17 protein-coding genes are annotated in these 19610 nt (G+C 27.1%); 4 read left to right on the top strand and 13 right to left on the bottom strand.

Annotation, left to right across the window (positions count from 1 at the left end; translation table 11 throughout):
- Positions 1 to 122: 122 nt before the first annotated feature.
- The 6 genes from ABGF48_RS01150 to ABGF48_RS01125 all read right to left on the bottom strand — a co-directional run bounded on the left by ABGF48_RS01150 (position 123) and on the right by ABGF48_RS01125 (position 11390).
- Positions 123 to 5102, bottom strand: a complete 4980-nt coding sequence (locus tag ABGF48_RS01150) for a beta-N-acetylglucosaminidase domain-containing protein (RefSeq protein ID WP_408104530.1) — start codon at positions 5100 to 5102, stop codon at positions 123 to 125.
- Positions 5095 to 8949 (bottom strand): glycoside hydrolase family 2 TIM barrel-domain containing protein, encoded by a 3855-nt coding sequence (locus tag ABGF48_RS01145; protein ID WP_408104529.1) that lies wholly within the window; start codon positions 8947 to 8949, stop codon positions 5095 to 5097. The genes ABGF48_RS01150 and ABGF48_RS01145 overlap by 8 nt, the downstream gene beginning before the upstream one ends.
- Before the next feature lie 203 nt (positions 8950 to 9152).
- Complete coding sequence (locus ABGF48_RS01140; RefSeq protein WP_408104528.1) at positions 9153 to 9719, bottom strand: redoxin domain-containing protein; 567 nt, start codon at positions 9717 to 9719, stop codon at positions 9153 to 9155.
- A 381-nt stretch (positions 9720 to 10100) separates the two neighbouring features.
- Positions 10101 to 10331 carry a hypothetical protein gene (locus ABGF48_RS01135; protein WP_408104527.1) on the bottom strand — a complete coding sequence of 77 codons (231 nt, stop codon included), beginning with the start codon at positions 10329 to 10331 and terminating at the stop codon, positions 10101 to 10103.
- 22 nt (positions 10332 to 10353) lie between these two features.
- Positions 10354 to 10872 (bottom strand): transglutaminase domain-containing protein, encoded by a 519-nt coding sequence (locus ABGF48_RS01130; protein ID WP_408104526.1) that lies wholly within the window; start codon positions 10870 to 10872, stop codon positions 10354 to 10356.
- Positions 10873 to 11036: 164 nt separating this feature from the next.
- Positions 11037 to 11390 carry a hypothetical protein gene (locus tag ABGF48_RS01125; RefSeq protein WP_408104525.1) on the bottom strand — a complete coding sequence of 118 codons (354 nt, stop codon included), beginning with the start codon at positions 11388 to 11390 and terminating at the stop codon, positions 11037 to 11039.
- A gap of 143 nt (positions 11391 to 11533) precedes the next feature.
- Here ABGF48_RS01125 and ABGF48_RS01120 point away from each other — a divergent pair, with 143 nt between their 5' ends.
- Entirely contained in the window at positions 11534 to 11914 is a 381-nt protein-coding gene (locus tag ABGF48_RS01120; RefSeq protein ID WP_408104524.1) for a DUF1622 domain-containing protein, read from the top strand.
- Positions 11915 to 11997: 83 nt separating this feature from the next.
- Positions 11998 to 12804 carry a PrsW family glutamic-type intramembrane protease gene (locus ABGF48_RS01115; RefSeq protein ID WP_408104523.1) on the top strand — a complete coding sequence of 269 codons (807 nt, stop codon included), beginning with the start codon at positions 11998 to 12000 and terminating at the stop codon, positions 12802 to 12804.
- 409 nt (positions 12805 to 13213) lie between these two features.
- Here the strand turns inward: ABGF48_RS01115 and ABGF48_RS01110 are convergent, their stop codons facing one another.
- The 4 genes from ABGF48_RS01110 to ABGF48_RS01095 form a co-directional block, all read right to left on the bottom strand.
- Positions 13214 to 13390 carry a hypothetical protein gene (locus tag ABGF48_RS01110; RefSeq protein ID WP_408104522.1) on the bottom strand — a complete coding sequence of 59 codons (177 nt, stop codon included), beginning with the start codon at positions 13388 to 13390 and terminating at the stop codon, positions 13214 to 13216.
- A gap of 25 nt (positions 13391 to 13415) precedes the next feature.
- A complete protein-coding gene (locus ABGF48_RS01105) occupies positions 13416 to 13706 on the bottom strand; it encodes a S8 family serine peptidase (RefSeq protein ID WP_408104561.1) in 291 nt (96 codons plus the stop codon).
- A gap of 219 nt (positions 13707 to 13925) precedes the next feature.
- Positions 13926 to 14396: a DNA (cytosine-5-)-methyltransferase gene (gene dcm, locus ABGF48_RS01100; RefSeq protein WP_408104521.1), complete on the bottom strand. Its 471-nt coding sequence runs from the start codon at positions 14394 to 14396 to the stop codon at positions 13926 to 13928.
- Positions 14397 to 14557: 161 nt separating this feature from the next.
- Positions 14558 to 15775, bottom strand: coding sequence for a diphosphate--fructose-6-phosphate 1-phosphotransferase (locus ABGF48_RS01095; RefSeq protein WP_408104520.1), 1218 nt, complete (start codon positions 15773 to 15775; stop codon positions 14558 to 14560).
- A gap of 176 nt (positions 15776 to 15951) precedes the next feature.
- Here ABGF48_RS01095 and ABGF48_RS01090 point away from each other — a divergent pair, with 176 nt between their 5' ends.
- Together ABGF48_RS01090 and trhA are read left to right on the top strand one after the other, a co-directional pair.
- Entirely contained in the window at positions 15952 to 16593 is a 642-nt protein-coding gene (locus ABGF48_RS01090; RefSeq protein ID WP_408104519.1) for a deoxynucleoside kinase, read from the top strand.
- Positions 16594 to 16626: 33 nt separating this feature from the next.
- On the top strand, positions 16627 to 17439 hold the full coding sequence (trhA, locus tag ABGF48_RS01085; protein ID WP_408104518.1) for a PAQR family membrane homeostasis protein TrhA: 813 nt from the start codon (positions 16627 to 16629) through the stop codon (positions 17437 to 17439).
- Between the two features lie 63 nt (positions 17440 to 17502).
- Here trhA and ABGF48_RS01080 read toward each other — a convergent pair whose 3' ends face one another.
- The 3 genes from ABGF48_RS01080 to ABGF48_RS01070 form a co-directional block, all read right to left on the bottom strand.
- On the bottom strand, positions 17503 to 17778 hold the full coding sequence (locus tag ABGF48_RS01080) for a GNAT family N-acetyltransferase (RefSeq protein ID WP_408104517.1): 276 nt from the start codon (positions 17776 to 17778) through the stop codon (positions 17503 to 17505).
- Between the two features lie 180 nt (positions 17779 to 17958).
- Complete coding sequence (locus ABGF48_RS01075; protein ID WP_408104516.1) at positions 17959 to 18240, bottom strand: hypothetical protein; 282 nt, start codon at positions 18238 to 18240, stop codon at positions 17959 to 17961.
- Between the two features lie 193 nt (positions 18241 to 18433).
- Positions 18434 to 19516, bottom strand: coding sequence for a S66 family peptidase (locus tag ABGF48_RS01070; protein WP_408104515.1), 1083 nt, complete (start codon positions 19514 to 19516; stop codon positions 18434 to 18436).
- Between the last annotated feature and the right edge of the window lie 94 nt (positions 19517 to 19610).

Raw genomic sequence — 19610 nt, 5'->3', positions numbered from 1 at the left:
TTTCATATATATTTTATTACAAAATATGAAATTTGACAACGATAGCAAATTTTTGAAGACATATTCATAAATTTGTAAAGATGAAATTATTTTTTGAAAATAATTTCATCTTTAGAATTTAGCTATTTAATAGTTTTTGTCAAAAATTCAACAATTACAGCAATGTTTTTATCTATTCTGTAGGTTCCTGATACTGCCTTTAAATTTTTAGCAGGAAATTCTGATGTTTTTGTAAAAACCTCATATAATTCGCTATATTTTAACAATTTATTACCAATTTCAAATTCTTCTTTAGATTTTTTATTTTCATTGAACTTTAAATATTCCAAAGCTGAAATTAAATGTACAGCAGCTAATGATTTTTCCCTTAAATTCAATACATAAGGCTTAATTTGTTCTGCTAATTTTCTATTTGAGAAATTTTTGTAATATTTTTGAATTGAATCATAAATTTTTTGATACTCACTCTTTAATTTATATAAATTATATCTATATTCAAAAATATTTTCAGACTTGAATGTTTCTTCAAATTTTTCAATGAAAATTTTTAGTTCTTCTGATTCTTCCAATCCTGGTATTCCACCATTATCAGCATTTGTGCCTGAAGCATCTGTATTTGACATGTGTTTACAAATTTCATATAACTCATCGGATACTTCATTGTCAATATATCTAAATGATGCTTCCCATGATTTTTGATCGTAAAAGTCTTCTGTATTCCATGCATAGTCAGATATAGCAAATACTGCAACAAGTGATGCATATCCTTCTTCTAAAGGATTTGTAAGTGATCCGACTAATCCTTTTACTCCTGGTTCTAGCATTTCACCTTTACCCATGAATAATCTTCTGAAAGCTGTTCTATCAATGTCATTTACAGGCCAGTTTAACCAAAATAGTGGATCTCTTCTTTCTCCAAGTTTAGCTTCTCTATTTTTAAAGTCAGTTACTGTACTTTGTGTGATTGGCGCACAAGTATTATCTCCTGTAAACATTATTTGAACATCAGCTGGAAACTCACTTGAATACAAATCTAATTCATCAGGTCTGAATCCCCAATCAGCCAATACATATCCTTCTGGAACGAATACAAAATCATAAATTTTATCTTCTTTTGTCTTAGCCCATTCGCTTACTTTATTCATCACTTTAACAACTACCTCTTTAGGCAATGCACCTACGTCATCTCCTAAAACTCCAAATTGTCTTAGACCGATTTCATATACTTGATCTAATTTTGCAAGTAATAATTTAATATTTTCTTCAAATGATTCTTCGTTAATTGGATTACATTCTTTCTTGAATGGTGAAATTGTCCATACAAATCTGGTCTTTATCTTATCTCCCAATTCACCCAACATTTTAAAATCTTCTAATTCTTTTTCAGGATATGGTTCAAACCATTTTTCTCTATGATATGGATCATCTTTTGGTGCATATATAAACACATTAGCCTTTAATTTTGATGAAAATTCCATTACATCTTTACGAACTTCTGTTGAATATGGTATTCCGTAGTAACCTTCAATTGTTCCTCTAATTTTTTGTGTTGCATAATCATTTATAAATAGATTTCTAACAAATTTACGATTTTGTTCAAAAATTTGTAATAGTGTCATGTATGAATAATACAATGCGTCATTACTTTGAGCAGAAATATTAATTAAATTTTCTTCAATTTTAATTGTGTATTGATCAAATTCTTCTAAACTTTCATCTAATTTTAGATTTACTTTTATTGAAGATTCTTCTGTTACTTCAAAATTAAATTCATCAATAATTTCTTGTAATTTAGTTTTGTTATATTCTGAAATACCTTCTCCAAAATTAAATTCAAATTTCTTATTCAAATATGTTGATCTGTATCTATATTCTAAATGTTTTGGAACTGGGTAAATTTCATATCTCAATGTATCTTCTTTTTCAAATAAATAATCCCAGTTAAATTCTCTATACATCATATCCATATCATTATGCATCAAGCTATCTCCACCTTCATACATAATGGCAAATTTGTCGCCATGTTTTTCTAATGATGAATACCAGAACATTCCAAATGAGATATATTTTGAGTTTACAAAGTTAATTTTTCCATTTTCATAAACTTCTCCAATATAAATTCTTCCATCAAATCTTTCGTTTGAATGTGCTGATGATGGTGATGAAATCAATACATATTCTTTATCTTCATGATGTGTATGAAGCACTGATAATTGGCAATTTGCTTGTGATTGAAAGTTGACATCTAGTAATTCGGATTCAAATGTTTCACCATTATCCTTGCTTGTTGCAACTTGAATGTGTACAGGTTTTCCATGGAATTGATTTCTAACAAATACTTTGATATCTCCATTATCTAACTGTACAAGTTGTGATTCGCTGGTTTGATAAAAATAATTATATTCTTCTTTATCATTTAATATTTCATCTTTAATTTTTCTATTTTCATTAACTGATTGACTTCTATGCCATGTTTTACCGTCATCATCAGAATAAACTAAACACGTATTTTGTCTTGTATACTCATTTGTGAAATATGCAGGAAATATAATCCTACCAGATTTTAATGTTATTCCTCTTCCGGGTGCCACCCCCATAAATTTCATCCATGATTCTTTAACTTGTGGATTTAAGTCAACAGGACATGACCATGTCTTACCGTCATCTTCTGAATAAGTCATCAATATATGTGATGTTTGTTGTACAAATAATTCACTATTCATTAAGAATATGTTTCCAACTTTTTGACTACCTTTATATAAATCTCCTGTTTCGTGAAATGGCTGAATTTCATCTTTTTTAACTGTAAATTCTGTCAATTCACCTGATAAAGTATAAACTTTAGAATCTTTAACATAATATCTATTTTCTTCTTTATCAAATAATTCTAAATATTTATTACCTTCAACTTCAACATAACCGTTTCCGGATTCTCTAATTGAGAAAAATCCTTTTGATTGTGGAAATGCAGTTACAAATGCAAATATTTTACCGGAATTTGACTGCAATACAACCGGATCAATTGTAAATGCAGATTTATCCCCTATATCCAAATCTACAGGCCATGTTACATATGGTGGCATTTCTCCACCAGCCTGATCTACAGGATCTATAATAACTAAATTTTTTGAAAATACTTTTTGTCCCTTTTCTTTTCTTCTTACCACAAGGTCTATATTTCCCCAATCATATTGGTGTTCATTTCTCTTATCTGAAAATGCAAGTAATGTACCTTCTTTAGTTTCTAATAAAGCCGGTATTCTATATGATTTTGAGCCATCTAAATCTCTGTAAAATATTTTTTCTGGAAGTGAAAGATTGCTTCTCTTTCCAAAAATCTTATCTAAATATTCTTTTAATCTTGTAATAATTGGATTAATTCTAAGTCTTGATGTTTCCGATTTCTTCATAAATCTATTTGATTTAGGATCAGCATCAATTGGATGATATGCATATTTTTCATTATAATATCGTGCCTTATCATACAATTTTAATCCAATTTCTTTTTGCCCTTCTTCTAACGCGCCGAATGAATCGATGTAGTAAATTCCCGACAATAATAATTCTCTAAACGCTTCAAAATATGGTTTTACTTCTTCAACTAATTTTTCTTCTTGTGATTTAGCAAAATATCTATCTACTGTTTTAACTAATAATTCAAATTTAGGTTTGATTTCACCTAAAACATCTTTAACTTCTGAAACTAATGCATTATCCATGGCTTTGTTAAATGCAATTTGTAATTCCTTAAAGTCTTCTGATTCTTCTAATTCTTGTATTCCTTTTTCATTTTGATTTGTCATATGAGCTGCAATAGTCTTTAATTCTTCAGCAGCAAATTTATCTATATATTTGAATGAATCGCTCCAAGATTTTTCACAATCAAAATCTTTAATATTCCATGAATAATCCGAAACAGCAAAAATGGCTATTTTTGATGCATTTGCTTCTTGCATAGGATTTGTTACAACCCCAACAATGTTATCAACATCTTTGTAAAGCAATTCACCCTTACCCATGTATAATTTTCTATAATTTATATCAATATCATTTACTGGCCAATTTAACCAGAAAAATGGATTTCTTCTTTCTTTTCCTGTACCACCATGAGCTTCGTCAATTTCTTTTGTTTTCAATTCATCAACATCAGCTTTATTTACTGGTGAACATGTTTCCTTTCCTGTAAAGAAAATGTGAATATCTTCAGGAAATCCTTCTGTATATGCATTTAATTCTTCAGCATCCCAAGCCCATGTCAATACATATGAAGCTGGACAATACAAGAAATCTTTTACGTCTCCCTTTTCTTTTGACCATGCTGATAATCTATTCATAACATCTACAACAACTGAATTAGGAAGTTTTCCAACATCATCCCCTAATACTCCAAATTGTTTTACTCCTACTGAATATAATTGTTCAAATTTTTCAATAAGAATACTTACGGATTCTTCAAAATTTTCTTCACTAATTGGATTTGATTCTTTCTTAAATGGAGAAATTGTATAAACAAATCTATTTTTATATTCATTTCCTAATTTTGCCATTTCGCCTAATAAATTCAATTCTTTTTCTGGATATAATTCATACCATTTTTCTCTGTGATATGGATCGTCTTTTGGAGCAAAAATGAATAAATTATTCTTAAATTTTGAACCGAATTTTATTAATTCTTTTTTATTTTCCCACGACCATGGAATGCCGTAAAATCCTTCAATTATTCCTCTATATTTAATTGAAGCATAATCTGAAATCTTTAATTTATTTATTTCATATTTAACTTGTGTAAATATAGCTTCTAATGTTTGTATTCCATAGAATAAAGCATCATTATCTTTAGCGATAATTTTAATTTCATTTGTAGAAATTTCCAATCCGTATTCATCATGATTTATTAAATTATCTGAAAATTCTAATATTATTAATTTGTTTGCATTATCAGATAATTTTATTTTCTTTGAAGCTAAAAGTTTTTCAATTTTATTTTTATTAACTTCATCAACTTTTTCGTTTAATATTAAATTAAATTCAGCATTCAAACTAAGTTGCCCTTCAAAATATTCTGTTTTTTGAGGAATAGGATATATTTCGTATTTAGTCATTTTTTCTCCTTAAAATATATTTGTTTTCCATTAATTTATTTTCCGATTTAACGATATATGTTATATCTTCATTTTCTGTAATTCCAGGTATTTTAGTTACTGACGCGTTATTTGTAGCTACTACAATTACATCTTTAGCATCTTTAGGAATTTCATAGATTATTTTATCTTTTTCAAATTCTAAGGCTTTTCCATCAACTGAAATATTTAATTCATAATCGGATAATTCTTTTACTTCTTTACCATATGCCTTAATTTCAGTAATACCTATCGCTTTATCATCTTGTGCAATCATTCTTACTCTTATAGCATGTGTAAGCACATCTTCAAATTCAAAAATCTTAAATTTTTCTCTTTCTCCAATAGTTTCAGTATAATTTGGAATTTCCTTCCAATTATTATCATCTGCTAACTCATGCTCTAAAGTTTCAATATTTTGATAATCTTTAGGGAATGAAATTTTTTCAGTAACATAATATTCTAATTTATATTCTTTTGGAACTGAAACTTCTTTATCTTCAAAGAAAAACACTTCCACTTTATTAATTTGATGTTGTTCAAATTCTCCAGCAAGACCAAATAATATTCCTGCCCAATCTTCACTTCTCTTTTCTTTAGAAATATTTGTCCATCTATCAATATATGTGTCATCATATGAAACTACTTCGTTATTCAACGCCTTAGTTGTTGATAATGTATATTCTAAATCTGATGTAAATGATGCTATTCCTGCTGGAATTTCTGACCCATTCCATGCTCTAGCATAGTTATAGCTTGAAATTACGCTAGCATCATTGTTATCAACAAATCTAATATTTAGTGTTGAAATGAAATCTGAGTTTTCTAAAATTCCATGTAATACTAAATTATCTGTATTTTTTAAATTATTGAAGTCAATTTCTTCTTTAGTATTTTCATCAATCCATTTTACAACTTGTATTTTTCTCATATCCCCAGAAGTATTATAAACTGTTGCAAATTTAGGTAATTGTGGTCTCTTTGTACCTTTTCTAAATGCAAAGCTAAAGTTTTCAACTGAAACAAAATCATTTACATTAATATTTGCAATGACATTTTTTCCACTTTCAGTCTTTCCATGAACTTGATATCTTCCTAATTTTTTAATATTGGTTAACTCTTCCAAGTTCCAATTTACATTTTCATAAGAATTGAATTTATTTTCTAATATTACTCTAACTTTTTCTGGTAATCGCAATTTTTGATCTTTTTGAATAGATACAGCAATATCCTTAGTTTCTAAAATCTCACCATCAGCAATATTTGAAATTTCTTTACCCAATTGTAAAATTTCATTTTCGATGAATGTTGCTTTTTTAGGTTTTAATGATAATTCTATTTCTGAACTTTCAAGTTTATCAGATTCAGCCTTCAAAACGACTATATCATCTGATTTAATTTGAACTATTATCATTCCAGATCCACTAAATGCTTTTCTAATCCATCTACCGTCTTTTTGCACTTTATATCTTTCTTGAGATGATGCATCACCATTGTCAACACCTAATATTTGTGCATTTTTTGTAACTTCAAATTCAACTAAATTATTTGCATATGGTACAACATTGTCATTTTTGTCAACAATATCAAATCTTACATATACCAAATCACCTTCTTGAGAATTTTCATCAATTAATAATTTTACTTTTTTAGGATTTTCAGATGTCACCACTTCATCTCTTGCAATTTCGTTTCCAAATTCATCTTTTGCAATTGCTTCTAATTTCCCTTTTTCAAATGGAACAAACCATTGTAAATATAAATCTCTTTTTGTTTCTCCTTCTAGATATTCAAATCCATAATCTGTAGTTTTTTTATTGAATTCTTTTTCGCCTAATGATTTTCCATTTAGGAAAAGTTCTATTTTTTCAATATTTGAATAAACTCTAACAGGAATTATATTATCGTCTCTTTTTAAATCAGTTCCAAATTGTTTTAATAATTTTCTATCTTCAAAATTCCAATGAGGTAAAATTTTCACTATTTTTTTCTCATTCTTACTAAACCATTGAGATTGATAAAAATAATAGTCCATCTTTGGCAATCCTGCCGTATCAACAATCCCGAAAAATGATGATTTTACCGGTGCCCCCAAATCTTCTTCATTATGCCATGGTGTTGGCTCTCCTATATAATCAAATCCCGTCCATATAAATTGTCCCGCATAATATTTTCTATCTCTATCATGAATCCATGAATCTATCGCAGTTCTCCCCCAACCTACTCTGTCATTTCCATAGTCTGACATTTGGTACATTCTATCAGGTTTATTTGCATTTCCTGTTGCAATTGCATCTCTGGTTTGTGGATCATAGTAAACACCTCTACTCTTTACTGCTGATGATGTCTCTGCTCCATATAAAATCCAATCTGGATATCTTTCAAACAATTCATCTGAACCATCTTCATTATAGTTTAATCCTACAGTATCAAGCATTCCTGCAATTTTAACGTGATGTGCATCTTCATTTCTATTCCAATTTAGTGAATTTTCACCAATTGTCACATATCTTGTTTCATCAATTTCCTTAATCCATTTAATTAAATTTCTAGCTTGGTCAACACCATAAGGTTGTTCAGTTTCAAATATCTCATTGCCTATAGACCACATAACAATTGATGGAGAATTAATATCTCTTCTAACCATATTCTTAATATCAAATTCTGCCCAAATTTCACCATTATGTGAATCTGGATGAGTTGCCAATTTGTTGAAAAATCTATTATAGTCGTATTCTTTCTTTCTATTTCCAAACCATGTATCAAATGATTCTTCTTGAACTAAAAATCCCATTTCATCACATAATTTGATAAATTCTTCGGATTGTGGATTGTGGGAAGTACGAATGGCATTAACACCCATATCTTTCATGATTTGCAATTTTCTTCTATCTGCTTGTTCGTACAATTCAGCCCCTAGCGCTCCATTGTCATGATGCAAACAAACTCCATGTAATTTCAAATATTTCCCATTCAATGAAAAACCATCTTCTCTAGTCCATGAAAAATATCTATATCCAAATCTTGTAAATTCTTCATCCATTAATTTTTCGTCTATATAAATGCTTGTTTTCAAGTAATATAAATTTGGATTTTCAATATCCCATAATTTAGGATTTTCAACAAATATAGTTTCATTAATATTTAATTCTGACTTTTTTTTAATTTTCTCAAAAACTTCTGACTTTTTAACAATTCGTCCATCAGCATCAAATAATTCAAATTTCACTTTTATATTTTCCATGTAATTCGATGAATTGAACAATTTTAGTTCAATATTTGTTTCTGCATTTTCAATATTAGATTCTAAATTTGATGTAGTTATTACAATTCCATTATTTTTTATATATATTTTTTCTCTTAAAATCAGGTCTACATTTCTGTAAATTCCTGATCCTGAATACCATCTAGATGACGGTTGCATATTTGTAACTTTAACAGCAATAGTATTTTCTCCATAGTACAAATAATCTGTTAAGTCGTATGTAAATGTATTATATCCAAATGGGTAATTTCCAACTAAAGCACCATTCACATAGATGTAAGAATCCATGTAAACTCCACCAAATTTTATAAAAATATTTTTATTTGCAAATGACTCATATACATTAATTTTTCTTACATACCATGAAGTTCCACCATCAAGCAGACCACCTTCATTTCTCGATAATGACTTTTGATTAAAGTCTTTATATATACTCCAATCATGTGGTAAATTAATATTATCAAATTCAGAAATTACTTTTTCGGTTAAATCTTCGATTTCTAATGTATCACTTTCCTTAAATTTCCAATCTTTATTAATATTTAAGTATTTTTTATTTTGCATAATCCCTCCGATTAGTATAGATTATGTATTTTATTTAAAATATCAAAACATAAACTTTCATTTTTATATTACCACAAAAATATATGAAAACCTATTCTGAATATTGACGTTTTCTTGATGAAAATTAAAAATGATGTCAAAAAAAAAGCCGCTGTAAAATAACATTCATATCATTTTACAACAAGCTTCTTAAATTTTATTTATTAGATTTTACCTACTAAATCTTTTCCAGGTGTTAATGTATCATCTCCTGGATGCCATGCTGCTGGACATACTTTATCTCCATATGTTGCAACAAATTGAGCAGCTTCAACTTTTCTTACTAATTCACTTGCATCTCTACCGATACCATCTGAATGAATTTCATAAGCAACAATTTCATTTTCTGGATTAATTACAAATGATCCTCTTAATGATTGTCCGTCTTTTTCTTTTAATACTCCTAACATTCTAGATAAAACAAATGCTCTATCTGATAACATCGGATATTGTACACCTTTAACTGCTACTGATTCATCTTTCCATGCTTTATGAACAAATTCACTATCTGTTGAAACACTATATACTTCAGCTCCTAATGATTTTAATTTTTCATAGTGATTTTGTAAATCTTGTAATTCTGTTGGACATACAAATGTAAAGTCTCCTGGGTAGAAGAATAAAATTGACCATTTACCTTCTAAATCTTTATCTGTAACTGTAGTAAAATCTTCGTTCGCATATGCTGGAACTTCAAATTCTTCTAATTTTTTTCCTATTAAATTTTCCATAAATTGTCCCCTTTCATCAATTTATTTTTAGTAGGAGTAAACTCCTACATATATATGTTACTATAAAAAAACATTTATTACAATTAAAATATTTTTATAACAAATTTATTAATTAAAATTCAAAGTAAATACACTAGTAATTATTTATTTTTTTCTACTTCTACAATTCTATTATCAAAAAAAATGATTTACAACTATATTAATTATTAGAGTTTTCAATGTATAATCCCACATACATCTACATTCATTTAACGGCTGTATATAGTAAATTCCAAAAATGCATTTTACTTCTTACATAAATATAATTATGAATTTTAAAATAAAAATTATCCATCTATACAATAAATCAAATATTGCTTAAATGGATAATCAAAATTTAAATTACTTTGTTTTATCCCACTTTCCAAAATTATCTACATGATATTTTCCAATCCATTCAGATTTTGCCATTTTTCCATTATTTTTCAAATAATAATTTCCTTGCCATTTATTTTTTAACTTTTTGCCGTAATTATCTATATAATAGTAGTCTCCATTTTTATAAATCCACTTATTTTTTAATGATTTATCCTCAAAAGACAAATTATTTTCAGATTTAAAATCTTTATTCAAATTACCCTTTTCTATATTTTCTTTATTTCCTTGATGAAGCCGTTAGATCAAGAACATGCCATTTTTTATTATAAAAGACTCTTGTAGTAGCATGAATTTCTCCATTAACATTTCTCCCTTCTATAACATAAGCAGGTATGCCCATTAAATTTAATCCTCTTGCTGCAAAAGTAGAGAATCCTAAACACATCGCCTTATGTCTTTCTGTAACAGAAAAAATATCAGATGCCAAATAATACAACAATCTATCATCATTATAATATGCTTGTCTGTCATAAACAGTATTTTTCCCTACTTGAAGTATAAATCTTATTATTTTTTCTCTATCATCTATACCTTCCTCATTGGAACCCGCTTCATGAATTATCTTCTTTATAGCTTCATCATTTTGCTTTATTCTATCTAAGTTCAAATTAATGTACTTATTATACTGCTCTTTATTATTTGCACTTATATTAAATGCAAACCTGTTATCTATATTTAAATTTCTGGTATATATATTAACATTATTTATTCCAATGTGTTTTATACCCCTTCCCATAGAAAGACCAACTGCATTTAATCTAATTTCTATAAAATCTTTATCTTTAATAGGAAAGGTTGTATGTATAACTATATTTTTAAATTTTGATATATTTTTTAATCTTTAATCCATTATTTTATTATATTCATCTATATTTTTTACAAGCCTATCTTCTTTTTTCATTATAAACAAAGCCATGCCGTGAATTGCTTTCCATTTAGTTTAACAAATTTATATTTATCTTCTAAAATATCGGAAATTTTATTCATAGGCAAATTTTCCTTATATATAACAGAATCATTTCCCAATATATAAACATTTATATTTTCAAAATTTGAAGATTTCATCTCACTTTGTACGTCTTCTATAAATTTATTTTTATCATTATCTTCTATTACAGTTGATTCCTGATTACTAATTCTTTGCAAACTTTCTGCATATACAGTCCTATTAAAATTTACAAATCCTTGGTTCAATGGTGTAATCAGCCCTGCCATAAGAACTAATAATACTTTAGACTTATTTTTAATTCTCATAATCAATCCTCATTTAAATTATTTTTAAATTATAAAACTTAATATATTTTACGAAAAAATTATAGCACAAAAATATTTAGTGAAAAACTTTTTAACAATAAAGTTATATGTTAAAATTAGTGTATTATATATTAGGGGGAAAAATGGAACAAATACTACATAATATTTTATCATCTGTTGCTCCGATTATAATTACAGCTTTAGAACTTATCGGAATTGCCATAATCGCATTTGGAAGTTTGGCTGCTCTTTATAATTTTGCAAAACACAAATTTGATTTAAGAGAAAATAAAACCAAGATAATCTTAGGCGACGCTTTAGCTCTCGGACTTGAGTTTAAGCTGGGTTCAGAAATTATAAAAACAGTCATAGTTAGAGATTTAAATGAATTAATTATATTAGGTATAATTGTAGTTTTAAGAGTTGTGCTAACATTTGTAATTCATTGGGAAGTAAAACAAGCAAATCTCTCCCATGATTTTAAAAATCCAAATCCTATAAAAAAGTCTAATCATGCAATATAGAAAAGTCGCTATATCAAACATAATTTAAACATATTTTTTCAATATATTTATTTTATAATCATTATAAATATATTGGAGGATATATGATAAGAAAAATTTTATTGTTAATTATAAGTATTTTGTCTTTTATTCGAATCAAAGAAGAATATTTAATATTTGATACTCTTATAAAATCAAATACTAATTTGTCTAGTTTTTTTCTAGCAATTTTAAGTTTTGGTATTTACATATCACCACTGGCAATCATGTCATACATAGCTGCAAAAAAATATAAATTAAAATTTAGTTATTTCCTAATAAGTATTTTCTTTGGCCTTTTTGTAATTTCTCACTGGTCCGGAATTGCAAACATAAAATTTCATGATATACTTTCAGGAATAATAAAAAATAAACAGTTTATGGATACATGGGGGCCAAGTATTGTGCCGGTAATTGTAGAAGAAGGTTTTAAGCTTACATTAGCATTAATTATAATATACATATTTAACATAAAAGATATATTTAATATCTTACTTGTTGGTATTGGTGTAGGATTAGGCTATCAATTTTCAGAAGACTATACATATATATTGGGAGCAATGATCGAGGGTAAAAATATTTTTTCAGAAGTACTTTCAAGATTTAGTTCAGCATTTGCCGGTCACTGGATATTTAATGCATTTTTAACTACAGGTGTAGGTTATTTAATTTTTTATAAAGAAAAAAGAAAAGAATATCTATCATATTTTTGGATAATATTGCCATTTTTACTTCACGCAATATGGAACAGCCCTTATGTAGAAAAATATCCAATGTTAATTTATATAATTATTCCAATAAGTTGGGCATTTTTATTTAAGCTTGTAAAAGATATTATAAATACCCGAAAAAACAATTATGGAAATATTTAAAAATAAAGAGCCGTTACTAAATAATTTTTTATTTAGTAACGGCTCTTTATTTTTTTAATTCCTTTTGATTTTTCACTTTTGAAATTGTCTTATTCTACTTTTTAATGTTCATGATCATGGTCATGATCATCTTTATGGTCGCCATCTGTTATTTCATCAAATCTGGTTGCTTTTTTTTTGATTAAATTTCATTTCTTTTAATTCTTTATTAAGCAGTTCTTCTTGAGCAGAGGCATCATCTTTTTTTAATTTTTCCTTAGTTATAATTACAGGTTTACCAATTTCATTTCCATCATTGTCAAGTTTACTAATGATAACTAATTCTACACTATCATCAGAATTTACATAATCTACAAACCCTTTTATAAATATATGATTATCTTCTATAGTTTTTGTGTTATTTATACATCTAGTAATCTTTACCTTTTTTTAAATCTAATATATCTGATGATATATTTGTTTTATAATCTTTTGAAGCTACAGCTAAGTTGATTATTGCTTCTTTACTTAAATTTCTACTTCTTCCATTTCCATTATTCAAATCAAACCACTGTATCTTATAAACATATTTTTTGTCATTTTCCATAGATGCTAAAGCAAATGAATTTTCATCAACAGCTGGATTTACAATCCGCAGTCCCCAAACTCATATTAATTACGTCAGCTTTTAACTTTATCGCATCATCTATCGTCTTTAACCCAATGTCTGTAAAAGTAGTAGGATATTGAATGTCATCCGAAAAAACTTTCAATGACAATATCTGAGCGTTTGGAGCAACCCCATATTTGTTATTTTTAGTATCATTTGCCCCTATTATCCCTGACACATGCATCCCGTGCATTGCACCATAGGAATCAAATAAATTTTTGTTGTTATCATAATAGTTATATCCATAAGGAATTTTTTCAGAATAAAAACTCCCCCTTTAAATTTTTTTATTTTATTAAATCATTTATATTTTATTTATTAAATCTTGCTTGACTCTTAGCATTTTCATCAAGTTTTAATGCACTATGATTGTAATCAATACCCGTATCGATTACAGCAACTACAGTCCCCTCACCTTTATAATTAACATTATCCCAAACTTGATTTGCTCCAATTATTTGTTGTGCATTTTTTAATAAAGGTCTATTGAACTCTTGAGAAATTTAAGACTATTTAAAACATTGTAGTAAATATTATATCCTTGAGCTTTTAACTTATTTTTTATAATATCAAAAGTATTTCCTTTATCATGATTTAATAATCCTTTAACATTTTCTAAAATGAAGTACTTAACATTTTTTTGCTTCATAATTTCTATTAAAGAATATATAATTTGTCCTCGCTCATCATTAAATCCTTCTCTTTTACCGACAATTGAAAATGTTTGACAAGGAAATCCTGCTATCATAAATTCAAAATCAGGCAAACTACCCATATCGATTTTAGTTAAATCTCCATAATTTCTATCATCACCAAAAAAAATATTATAAGTATTGGCAGTTTTTTCATCTATTTCACAATGCCCAACGCATTCTAATCCATTATTTTCTAATCCAATCCTTCCTCCACCAATTCCTGAACAAAAATCAAAAAATTTTAACATATAATATTCCTTCACTATTTCAAAACTAATTACTTTAACCATTATATAGTCTAAAGCTAAAAACACATTATAAATATTTGTATACAATACATGTTTATTTTTTTCATATCAACTATACAAATTTTCTATAAATTAATTTTTATATTATAATATTTTTTATTTCAATTAATTATCTCCCCCAGTGATATATATTGTAAAATACCATCTTCATAATCTTGACTCACTTCACCTTTTATCAACGGTAAAGCATATTCAATAATTTTTCTTTCAAGTTTCTCTTGAGTTTCAAACCATTCAGCAGGAACTATTTTTTCTTTATTTGCAATTATACCTGATTCAATATACTCATATCTAGGTTTATATTCTTCAGACAATTCTCTTATAATTACCGGAACCATATTTGTATTGTTTTTCGAGATTTCTAATGACTTATACCCTAAATTAAATGCTTCTTCTGAATCTGTCTTACTTATTAAATGGTTTACTCTTTGAACAATGCTTAACTCTACAGCTTTTGTTTTTATATCAAGTTGTTGATAAATATATTCTGAAAGTCTTCTAGACATTCCTGAAATTATCGGATGATTAAATCCTTCATCATAAGAACGTTCGATTTCTCTCTTAAAGTTATTTTTTGCATCAACAAAACCTTCAGATATAACTATAATTAAATTATCTTCTTTTTCATGTGCTTTTTTGATATCTTCAATTATTTGTTCTTTATTTATCTTCATTTCTGATAAATATACCAAGTTTACAATTTTTCTACGTCTATTATGATTTGCTAACAAAGAACTCGCAGCTAACCAACCAGCATTTCTCCCCATTATTTCAACTATTGTAACAGTTTTTTTCTTGTAAATATCTACGTCTTTTCTAATATCAACTATTGTATTCACTATAAATTTTGCAGCTGATCCAAATCCTGGTGAATGGTCCATTAACATTAAGTCATTATCTATTGTTTTTGGTGATCCACAGATATTAACCCAATTTATTCCTTTATATTTCATATATTTGTTCAATTTCAAAACTGTATCCATTGAATCATTACCACCAATATATACAAAAATAGATATATCATGTTTATTTAATTGATCAAAAATTTTAACATAAATTTCATCTTCCATATCATCAGGAAGTCTAAATCTACATGAACCCAATATTGAAGAAGGTCTTTTTTTTAGTCTTTCTTTTCCATTTACATTTTCAAATTTTTCTTTATTAAATTCAACTATATTATCATTTAATAAACCTTCTATACCATTTTTGCATCCAAATATTCTAAAATTATTATCAAATGCTGCCTGAATAACTCCCGAAAGTGAAGAATTAATTACACTTGTAGGTCCACCAGATTGTCCAACTAAACAATTCATCTTTACTCCTTAAATTTTAATCATTTTTAATTTTATCATAAAATATGTTTATGTGTTGAATAAAATTAAATGATACAACATATAGTATTTCATATTTTTAATTATCCACTTATAGTTGAAAATATTTTACATAAGATATATAATTTTAACATTAATTAAAGATTAAAGAGGTTACTATGGGAGGAGACAAATACGTGATAGTTTTAGCTGGAATGATTGGAGCTGGAAAAACAACATATACTAAATATATTTCTGAGCATTTTGGTAGTGATGCATTTTATGAAAGTGTTTCTGATAATCCGATTTTAGAAAAATTTTATGATGATAAGGAAAGATGGGGGTTTGCTCTTCAAATTCATTTTTTAAATACAAGATTTAAGAGTATTAAAGAAGCATTATTACACAAGAATAATGTACTTGATAGATCAATTTATGAAGATTCCTTATTTACTCAAATTAATTTTGAGCAAGGAAATATTACAGAAGACGAAATGAATATATACAATTCATTACTTAATAATATGATGGAAGAAATTGACGGAATGCCTAAAAAATCTCCTGATCTTCTAATTTATTTAAGAGGATCATTTGAAAAGCACATACAACATATAAAAAAAAGAGGTAGAGATTACGAACAAGAAGAGAAACAAGTCGAATATTTTAAGCTTTTACATAGCAGATATGACAAATGGTTTAATGAATATGATAAGAGTCCAACACTTATATTTTCAATTGATGAATTAAGCATTGAAGATCCAAAAGACAGAAAATTTATTTTAGAAACAATTGAAAAAAAATTAAAAGAAATTAGAGGATAATTTTATCTCCAATAAAGGTGAAATAAATCAAATATGAGAAATAGTGAAGATGAACTTTTAGAAAAATATAATAAAACAAAAGAAAATTTAGAAAAAAACAAACAAAAAATAAAACAAATAAAAGAACAAACCAAGTTTACAAAAGAAGAGTATATAGATATTATTAATAAAATAAAAAATTCAGATGTATCTAATAACTCAGAGTTATACAAAATTAAAATTTATCATTATAATAAAAAAATAAATATTTTAACTGAAATATTTAATGCAATAACACATGGTATTGGTGTGTTTTTAGGTGTAATAGGATTGTTACTACTTTTAATAAAAGCAAATACCTCGACTCAATATATTGCCTATAGTATATATGGATCATCAATAATTCTACTGTTTTTAGCATCTACTTTATACCACAGTTTAAGTTTTACAAAAGCAAAAAAAGTTTTCAGAATAATTGATCATTCTTCAATATTTTTATTAATTGCAGGAACATATACACCTTATCTATTGTTAAGTTTAAGTAGAAATGGCTTATTATATTTTGCAATAATATGGTCTATAGCTTTAATAGGCATAACAATAAAATCTACTATGTTCGATAAATCGAGCAAGATTGGACTAATTTTATACATTGCAATGGGGTGGATAAGTGTACTAATGATAAATGATTTAATTAAATCTATAAACATCATGGGAATTTTTTTACTTGCCTTAGGTGGCTTAACTTATACTTTTGGTGTTTACTTTTATAATAAAAAAGACATGATATTTTCTCATGTAATATGGCACTTATTTGTGCTAGGTGGGGCAATATTAATGTTTATGTCAATTTATATATATGTTTAAATATAAAAATAATCCCTAGATTTATCAAGTTTTTCAAAACTTAAGTAAATTCTAGGGATATTTTTATGCTAATAAATCTCTATATTCTTCATTTTTATCAAATTCTCTCTTAACAAAAGAACAAATTGGATGTATCTTAGCTCTTTCTTTTCTTGCATTTTCAACAAGGCATTCTACTAATTTTGAAGCTATTCCTTGTCCACCATATTCTTTTTCTACACCTGTGTGGTTTGCCATCCATTCTCCGTTTAATTCATTATATGTGCAAACACCTACTAATTTATCTCCATCATAAGCGGCTGATCTTTTATTTTCTTTTTCAAATACTATTTTAATCATAAAAACCTCTTTTCCTTTGTTATATGATTATTATACCCAAAATTTTTAAATATATTCTTTAATATGAGATTTGTCAGTTTTCCCATCTGATTCTATCAATACTTGTTTTGAATTTCCATTGTTTTTTAATTTTCCATTTAGTATAAATTCATCTACATTACCACCGTTGATATGATCAATTTACAACATCTTCCCAAAATGTTTCATATCGCCTTCTACTACAAGTTTTTTTATTGTTCCACCAGATAAAACGCTGATACCATCAGCTTTAAAGTTCATAATCACTCCTTTAACTAAAGTTTGTCCCGCTGAACCATATGTTTTAATATCTTTTTTAATAGTTATATTTCCCACAGGTTTACTAAATTGCATACCTATTGATCCATCTCCTAAAGTTTCAATAGAATCGAAAACAGCTTCTTTTATCGTTCCATCATATTGATTGAATCCTCTAGCTCCCAATCCAAATGTTTTAATAGGTTTTTGTGTTTCAAAATAATCTACTATACCAAAGTTTACAAATCCTATACCACTAGCTCCGTATAAAAAAAGAATTTATTGATTAAAATTCACAATAAATTCTCTTAATAATGTGTATAAAAAATTGTCATTTTAATCTACGACAAACATACCCACGTTTTTTTATTTATAACTTTTATTTTTCAAAAATTGACTCAACAACTTCTAATTTTTTATTATCAAAGTCTACTTCTACTTCACATCCTAGAGGAATTATACATCTTGGATATGAATGTCCAAAGTTTACATTGTATAAAATTGGAGTTTTCAGATCTGAAAACACCCTATTATATACTTCTTTATATTCTTCATAATATGTTTCATCAACAGGTTTTCCAACGATTACAGCTTTAACAGATTCTAAAATCCCCCTATTTTTAAACTCTTTAAGAATGTTTTCTAATTTTTCTGGGTGCATTTTTTCACCACTTGTTTCTATAAACAGAACTTTTTCTTTCCATTCTTCAAGCGTAGGTAAAACTGCATATTTTTCAACTACTTGTGAAACTCCTCTTCCTATAAAGTCTAACAGAGCATCTCCAATTGTGTCTAAACAGCCACCATATAATTTTCCTGTAACCTTACCTTTTCCATTATTTAAAACCTCAAAACCATGCGTTTCCTGTCTTCTTGGTCTTTCAACTCCTAATTGATCAGGACCATAGCTATCTCTATCTAAATACCATGTATCAGCAATTTCAATTTCAAACCCATCATTTTCTTCAAAATATAAATCAAAATATTTTCTTGTATATGGTAAAATATCATCTTCTAATTCTGCAATATCTACTAAATATGCAGGCCCATAAAATGTATTTAATCCTAATTTTTGAAACATTAAATGATTCATAGTCGTATCGGAGAAACCTGTAAATAGTTTGGGTTTTTCCTTTACTAATCTAATAAATTCTTCATCTTCTAATAAAAACTCATATGTCCTATATGTGTCAAGTCCACCTATAGCAGTCATAATGGCTTTAATGGAGTCATCCTTAAATGCAGTCTTTAAGTCTTCAGCCCTAGCTTGTGGATTTTCATCCAAATATTTTATTCCCTTTTTAGAATTCGGCATATAAACAACTTCCAAACCATATTGCTCTTCCAATCTTTTTTTAGCCAAATCTCTTTGATGCTTTGTAAAATCCTCACCTAAAATTCCTAATGATAGACTTACAATAGCAATTTTATCGCCTCTTTTTAATTTTTTCGGTTTAATCATTTTAATTTATCAGAATTATATTAAATTCTACACTCCTTCGCTAATTAAATTTTTATTTTTAACTATTTAAATCAAATTATAATTTATAATAGTA

It is taken from the genome of Helcococcus bovis (assembly GCF_046035835.1).
Lineage (GTDB): Bacteria > Bacillota > Clostridia > Tissierellales > Peptoniphilaceae > Helcococcus > Helcococcus bovis.
This window is presented reverse-complemented; position numbering and strand designations above follow the sequence as displayed.

Bases quoted from the DNA above. Each gene is read 5' to 3' on its own strand.
- ABGF48_RS01150 (WP_408104530.1), bottom strand. From the start codon at position 5,102: ATGACTAAATACGAAATATATCCTATTCCTCAAAAAACAGAATATTTT.
- ABGF48_RS01125 (WP_408104525.1), bottom strand. From the start codon at position 11,390: ATGAGAATTAAAAATAAGTCTAAAGTATTATTAGTTCTTATGGCAGGG.
- trhA (WP_408104518.1), top strand. From the start codon at position 16,627: ATGAGAAATAGTGAAGATGAACTTTTAGAAAAATATAATAAAACAAAA.
- ABGF48_RS01090 (WP_408104519.1), top strand. From the start codon at position 15,952: ATGGGAGGAGACAAATACGTGATAGTTTTAGCTGGAATGATTGGAGCT.
- ABGF48_RS01140 (WP_408104528.1), bottom strand. From the start codon at position 9,719: ATGGAAAATTTAATAGGAAAAAAATTAGAAGAATTTGAAGTTCCAGCA.
- ABGF48_RS01115 (WP_408104523.1), top strand. From the start codon at position 11,998: ATGATAAGAAAAATTTTATTGTTAATTATAAGTATTTTGTCTTTTATT.
- ABGF48_RS01080 (WP_408104517.1), bottom strand. From the start codon at position 17,778: ATGATTAAAATAGTATTTGAAAAAGAAAATAAAAGATCAGCCGCTTAT.
- dcm (WP_408104521.1), bottom strand. From the start codon at position 14,396: ATGTTAAAATTTTTTGATTTTTGTTCAGGAATTGGTGGAGGAAGGATT.
- ABGF48_RS01130 (WP_408104526.1), bottom strand. From the start codon at position 10,872: ATGGGAAGGGGTATAAAACACATTGGAATAAATAATGTTAATATATAT.
- ABGF48_RS01070 (WP_408104515.1), bottom strand. From the start codon at position 19,516: ATGATTAAACCGAAAAAATTAAAAAGAGGCGATAAAATTGCTATTGTA.
- ABGF48_RS01095 (WP_408104520.1), bottom strand. From the start codon at position 15,775: ATGAATTGTTTAGTTGGACAATCTGGTGGACCTACAAGTGTAATTAAT.
- ABGF48_RS01110 (WP_408104522.1), bottom strand. From the start codon at position 13,390: ATGGAAAATGACAAAAAATATGTTTATAAGATACAGTGGTTTGATTTG.
- ABGF48_RS01145 (WP_408104529.1), bottom strand. From the start codon at position 8,949: ATGCAAAATAAAAAATACTTAAATATTAATAAAGATTGGAAATTTAAG.
- ABGF48_RS01120 (WP_408104524.1), top strand. From the start codon at position 11,534: ATGGAACAAATACTACATAATATTTTATCATCTGTTGCTCCGATTATA.